The sequence below is a fragment of the Methylobacterium sp. CCH5-D2 genome (genome assembly GCF_001556475.1).
In the GTDB taxonomy this organism is placed as follows: Bacteria; Pseudomonadota; Alphaproteobacteria; order Rhizobiales; family Beijerinckiaceae; genus Methylobacterium; species Methylobacterium hispanicum.
The window spans coordinates 1-3740 of record NZ_LSIX01000109.1; the positions used below are offsets into that span (position 1 = coordinate 1).

Sequence of the window (3740 nt, forward strand, 5' to 3'; positions counted from 1 at the left end):
CCCGCGCCTGACCGGGGCTAGGCTCGCTCGGCATATGCGATCGCCCTGCCCATAGGCAGAGGGGACCCGCGCCCGATCCGTCTCGAGACGTGCTCGGCATCAGCGATCCCCCTGCTCTGCGGGGGAGATTTCGGAGCCTACGCCCCGAAGCGCTCGAACTTCGGGAAGCTGCGGGTCATCAGGCTGCCCGCGTCCGAGCGGTGGCCCATCCACTTCTCCAGGAGGCCCTGGTTGGCGAGCCGGCTCTGGCCCGCACTGTCGCGCCAGGGCAGGCCCTCGGCGAGCCGGAAGACGTGGGCGCCCGAGAGCACCGTCTGGCGGCAGCGCTGCAGCCGCACGCCCTTGCCGCGGGCGAGTTCGGACAGCTCGGTGATGGGGAAGACCAGCAGCAGCTTGTCGGCGGTGCAGACCGCGACGTGGTCGCCCTCCCCCGCGGGCACGAGGAGCGCGGCGGTCGCGTCCCCGTCGAGGCCCAGCACGCTCTTGCCCTTGCGGGTGTTGGCGACCAGCGCGTCGGAGGGCGCCAGGAATCCGCGCCCGTCCGAGCCCGCGATCAGCAGGCGGCTCTCGGGCCGGTAGGGCAGCGCGGCCACAACCTCGGTGCCGTCGTCGAGATCGACCATCAGCCGCACGGGGTCGCCGAAGCCGCGCCCGCCCGGCAGCTTGGAGGCCTCGATGGTGAAGACCTTGCCGTTGGAGGCGAGCAGCAGGACCTTGGCGGTCGTCTCGCTCGGGAAGGCGATCTTCAGGGCGTCGTCGCCCTTGAAGGCGACGCCCGAGAGGTCGGCGACGTGGCCTTTCAGCGCCCGGATCCAGCCCTTCTCCGAGACGATCACGGTGATCGGCTCGCGCTCGACGAGCGCGGAGGTGAAGTCGACGCCCGCGGTGTCGGGCGGGTTCTCGAGCGTCGTGCGGCGGCGGCCGAGCTTGGTCTCGGGCCCGAAGGTCTTCTTCACGGCCCGGATCTGGGCCTGGACCGTCTTCCACTGCCGCTCGTCGGAGCCGAGCAGGCCCTCGATCTCGGCCTTCTCGGCGGTCAGCGCCTCGAACTCGCGCTTCAGCTCCATCTCCTCGAGCCGGCGCAACGAGCGCAGCCGCGTGTCGAGGATGGCGTTGGCCTGGATCTCGGTGAGGTCGAAGCGGGCGATGAGGGCGGCCTTCGGCTCGTCCTCCTCGCGGATGATGCGGATCACCTCGTCGAGGTCGAGGTAGACGATGAGCAGGCCGCCCAGGATCTCCAGGCGCCGCTCGATCTGGCCGAGGCGGAAGCGCGAGCGGCGCTGCAGCACCACGCGGCGGTGATCGACCCACTGCCGCAGGCACTCGGCCAAGCCGATCACCCGCGGTACCAGCCCGTCCACCAGTACGTTGAGGTTGAGCGGGATGCGGGCCTCAAGCTCGGTCAGCCGGAACAGCGATTCCATCAGGATGACCGGATCGACGCTGCGCGAGCGCGGTTCCAGCACGACGCGCACGTCCTCCGCCGACTCGTCGCGCACGTCGGCCAGCAGCGGCAGCTTCTTCTCCTGCAGCAGCTCGGCCATCTTCTCGATGAGCCGCGCCTTCGGGATGCCGTAGGGGATCTCCGTGACGACGATGTTCCAGGTGCCGCGGCCGAGATCCTCCTTCGACCAGCGCGCGCGCACCCGGAAGGCGCCGCGGCCCGTGCGGTAGGCCTCGGCGATCGAGGCCGCCGAATCGACCAGGATGCCGCCGGTCGGAAAGTCCGGCCCCTGCACGAACTTGGCGAGTTGCCCGGAGGTCGCCTCGGGGTGGTTGATCAGGTAGAGCGCCGCGTCGCAGAGCTCGGCCGCGTTGTGGGGCGGGATCGAGGTCGCCATGCCGACCGCGATGCCCTGGCTGCCGTTGGCGAGCAGGTTCGGGAACGCCGCCGGCAGGACGATCGGCTCCTCCTTCTCCCCGTTGTAGGAGGGGCGGAAATCGACCGTGTCCTCGTCGATTCCGTCGAGCAGCAGCCGCGCGACCTCGGTGAGGCGCGCCTCGGTGTAGCGGTAGGCGGCCGGGCCGTCGCCGTCGATGTTGCCGAAATTGCCCTGGCCATCGACCAGCGGGTAGCGCTGGGCGAAGTCCTGGGAGAGCCGCACCAGCGCGTCGTAGATCGCCTGGTCGCCGTGCGGGTGGAAGTCGCCCATCACGTCGCCGACGATCTTGGCGCACTTCTTGTGCGCGGTGGTCGGGTCGAGGCGCAGGAGCCGCATGCCGTAGAGGATGCGCCGGTGCACGGGCTTCAGGCCGTCCCGCGCGTCCGGCAGCGCCCGGTGCATGATCGTGGAGAGCGCGTAGGCGAGGTAGCGCTCCTCCAGCGCGGATTTCAGCTCGACGCTCTCGATGCCGTCGCCGGACGGCGGCTCGAAGGGCTGTCCCATGACGGCTCCAACCTCAGTGACTTACGCGGAACATAACATGAACATCGTCAGCCGTCACGCAGGCTGAGTGCGACGAACCGTGCCCGCTCCTCCGGCACCGGCAGGGCCCGGGGGCCCCAGATGTGCTGGTTGAGGAAGTAGCCCGTCAAGGTAAACCCCTTGGTAACGTCGTCCGGCCCCAGTCCCGCGCCGACGAGGAAGCCCGGCAGGGGCAGCAGCCGGTCGCGGTAGGGCTCGCCCGCGGACGCGCTCACCGCCCGGCCGGTTCGGGGCGAGACGTAGACGAGGGCGTCGTTCGAGCCGGTCGCCGCGCAGGCGCCGAGATCGAGCCCGAAGCCGAGTTCGGAGAGCACGGCGAGTTCGAAGCGCACCATCAGGGGCGGCGCGACGTCGGGGTCGTCGAGCGTCTCGATCAGGATCCGGGCGGCCTCGTAGAGCGCCGGGTGCGGGTCGCGCTCGGGCAGCAGGCGCAGCAGGCCCGCCATGTGGGTGACGCCGTAGAGGGCGAGCGAGGAGCCGATCAGGCGCGAGACCGCGGATTCTTCGGGCTCGACCCGGTAGCTGCCGAGCCCGTCATCGAGTCGGGCGCGCCAGGTCAGCCGGACCCGGTTGCCCGGCTGGAGCACGGGCTGCATCCGCCGCGAGCGGCCGCCATGGACGAGGCCGAGATGGCGCCCGTGCTCGCGCGTCAGCGCCTCCAGCACCGCGCCGGTCTCCCCGTGCCGGCGCACGCCCAGGACGATGCCCTCGTCGGTCCACTGCATGGCGTAGAGATAAGCGCTCCGGCGTCGTCCGGCACCCGTTCCGTTCAGGCCGTGCTGCGGTCTATTCTCCTGCCGTTAGGGGGAGATTCGCATGCGCTGCCCGGTCTTGACCGTCCTGGCTGTCCTGGCCGTCCTCGCCGTCGCGCTGCCGCTCGGCGGCTGCATGGGAGCCCGCGCCGCGCCGGATGCCCCGGCGGCCGGCGGCATCCGCGAGCGCGTCGCGGCGCTCGCTCTGCGGCAGGTCGCCTTCGGCGCGGTCTCGCTGATCCCGGTGCGGTTCGTTCACGCGCGGATCGCCGGGCCGTTCGAGGATGCGGGCCGCACGCTCTACTGCGTCTCCGCGCAGATGAAGGGCCGGACCTTCGGCAAGCCCGAGAAGCCGAAGATCGTGGTGCGGGTGGACAAGGGCGCGCTCGCGGTGATCGACGACGACGAGGCGTGCACCGGGCACCGGACCGAGCCGTTTCCGGAACTCGAGACGCTCGGTAATCGGGCCGGCTGATGCGATAAGATTGAACGCCTATCGCGCGAGATAAGTCTTGACATGCGGGAACAAAGCATGCACAAACCTGCCCACGCGCCGCCCCGG

At 70.7% G+C, this 3740-nt stretch carries 3 protein-coding genes; 1 reads left to right on the top strand and 2 read right to left on the bottom strand.

Annotated features, from left to right (window positions below; translation table 11 throughout):
* Positions 1–137 precede the first annotated feature (137 nt).
* Both parC and recO read right to left on the bottom strand, forming a co-directional pair.
* A complete protein-coding gene (gene parC / locus AX737_RS02270; protein ID WP_066918679.1) occupies positions 138–2387 on the bottom strand; it encodes a DNA topoisomerase IV subunit A in 2250 nt (749 codons plus the stop codon).
* A gap of 47 nt (positions 2388–2434) precedes the next feature.
* Entirely contained in the window at positions 2435–3151 is a 717-nt protein-coding gene (recO, locus tag AX737_RS02275; RefSeq protein WP_066918681.1) for a DNA repair protein RecO, read from the bottom strand.
* 91 nt (positions 3152–3242) lie between these two features.
* Here recO and AX737_RS02280 point away from each other — a divergent pair, with 91 nt between their 5' ends.
* The gene (locus AX737_RS02280) at positions 3243–3653 is read left to right on the top strand and encodes a hypothetical protein (RefSeq protein WP_066918683.1); all 411 of its coding nucleotides are present in this window, start codon (positions 3243–3245) and stop codon (positions 3651–3653) included.
* Positions 3654–3740: the final 87 nt, after the last annotated feature.